General features: G+C 52.4%; 2 protein-coding genes. Both read right to left on the reverse strand.

Annotation, left to right across the window (positions count from 1 at the left end; genetic code table 11):
• Nucleotides 1-9: 9 nt before the first annotated feature.
• Nucleotides 10-441 carry a hypothetical protein gene (locus tag DJ69_RS11210; protein ID WP_099255686.1) on the reverse strand — a complete coding sequence of 144 codons (432 nt, stop codon included), beginning with the start codon at nucleotides 439-441 and terminating at the stop codon, nucleotides 10-12.
• Between the two features lie 599 nt (nucleotides 442-1040).
• Nucleotides 1041-2006 carry a homing endonuclease associated repeat-containing protein gene (locus DJ69_RS11220; RefSeq protein ID WP_245851640.1) on the reverse strand — a complete coding sequence of 322 codons (966 nt, stop codon included), beginning with the start codon at nucleotides 2004-2006 and terminating at the stop codon, nucleotides 1041-1043.
• Between the last annotated feature and the right edge of the window lie 160 nt (nucleotides 2007-2166).

A 2166-nucleotide genomic window follows, 5' to 3' on the forward strand; every position in this document is an offset into this window, starting at 1 on the left:
TACAGCGATTCAACACAGCCATTCGAACCGATTCAAATCAGACAGGATCGGCTCGGGTTCCTCCAAGATTGTATCTCGAAGTAATGCTTCGAACGAGAGGAGATCAGAAATGGCAAATTCATGCTGATCGGACAGTGGTTCCTCGAGATGACTGTATCGAAACAGTAGATACCCTTGGAAATCTTGAGGGTTGATATCCTCTGGAAGTGTCAGGAGCGACTCTCGGAACATTTCCTCGAAATAGGGATTAGCGCCATCTGCTCTTGGCTGCTTTTGGCCGGCAAACTCCTTGATTTCGGTTACATCAAGCTTCTCGTGGGTGAATTCGCTATCCGAAATACGGTTGGCAAAATATTGCCGTATGACTGGGCGTCGTTCGGTGTTATATCTCCCCAGAGATGAGACGTAGCGGAGGTTCTCGCGGAAAATACTCGAACCCATTGTAATCAAAACTGGTGGGCCAGCAGAATAAATACACGTAGTTCATGGCCCCCATCGACTGCCCTACCTTTGGCGGCAAGCAGCCAACGACCTCGGATATGACTAATTGATTATTGAACAATCTTCACTCATACATCTAAAGCTGAATCGGCTGGTCACACTCGTGATTGCTGATTCGTTCTGGTAGTCCGACTTTCCCACAGACGGGACACTCCTGTAGGGGTATCGGCGGCAGGTCCTCCCAGGCGTCCAGCGCGGCTATGAGCTGTGCTTCGACGATCGGCGAATCGGTCGTGCGACGGGCTTCGCGGAGGTGAATGCGAAGCCTCTCTCGGGCTGTGATACGTTTCTCGGACATTGGTGTTCGAGGGCACGTCTTCGTGTGCCCTCCGGCCCTCCTGAGGGCAGACAAACACACTCCGCTCGTACTAGCTAGCTATCTTCGAATCGATCTACTCTCCGGAAACCGCGAATACGGTTGTGGCTGCCGGCCGACTGGAAGGAGGCCGGCAGCGGAGGGTGGGGCTTTGGCTTGTCCGGCGATAGACAACTAAATCCCCGTCATTTCGGCTGAAATGAGCTGGGGACGGCTGAACGGCTCACCGAGTATCGAGTCGAAGCGGGGACGCTCGTTCCCAGAGATGGTGATGTTTGACACAGACGGTCACGAGGTTCTCAAGCCGGTTGACGCGCTCGAAGTCCACGGTCTCACCATTGTCACTAAACGAACTAAGCGGTCGAATGTGGTGTATGTGTAATCCTGTCCCGAACTCTACTTGATGATCTGCCTGCGACCGCGCACATCCCGGTGTTTGACAGCCAAACCCATCTCGTTTGAGTGCCTTCTTTCGTTGATCTTTCCAGTTCTCCCCGTAGTCTCGCCACTCGTGTGCAGGGTTTTCCTTCCAATTACAGTTACGAGCTCCTGACGCACTACTCACGGGCTCGTAACCTGCTTCGCGAACAGCGGCTTCCCACCCGTCCCAGCGTCTGTAATAACACTTACTCGAAAACTGACCGTGCTCGTCAATTTCACCGTCTGTTGGAACTCTGCCCAACAGTTCAACAACGTTGTGAATCTCCTGAATCAGCTTCGTTTTGCTAATACCCTTCTCACAATGAGGCTCATATCCGGCCGCCTCCAGTGCCTCGTTCCAACTGCCGAATGTATTTTGCATATGCTTGACAACGTACTCGCCTCGGTCTCTGTGTTCAATAGACGTAGGTGGACGACCGAGCGTCTCTGCAATCGTGTTGATGTCCGTGATTAAATCTGCAGCCGAAATGTCATCCCTGAAGTTTGGTGTATGTCCGATTGATCGTAACGCCTCACTCCACGACTCGAATTTTGACTTCACACATCCTGGTGAGTATGCTCCTTTCTCAGCCATCAACTCGACCGTCGGTGTACGCCCAAAATTTTCAGCTAGGCGTCGAAGTTCTGCCTGCACCTTTTCACGACTTATCTTGGTCTGATGAGCTTGTTTGTGGCCGCCCAATTTGCTGGGCGTTGGGAATTCTGCTCCACAGATGTCACAGGCGTATCTTGAATTCTCGTTTTCCATTGATAACCAGAGACGCCAGCAAAGAACACGCGCCTCACACTTCTGGCGCTGATAAACCTCTCCATGGCTCAGTGAATGAGTGGATTTACGCTTCGAGTGCTACGCTTTAACTCAAGGTTGTGGCTGCGCGCGCAGCGTATGCGAGCACGGAGCGGAGGGT

This window comes from Halorubrum persicum, from assembly GCF_002727125.1.
In the GTDB taxonomy this organism is placed as follows: domain Archaea; phylum Halobacteriota; class Halobacteria; order Halobacteriales; family Haloferacaceae; genus Halorubrum; species Halorubrum persicum.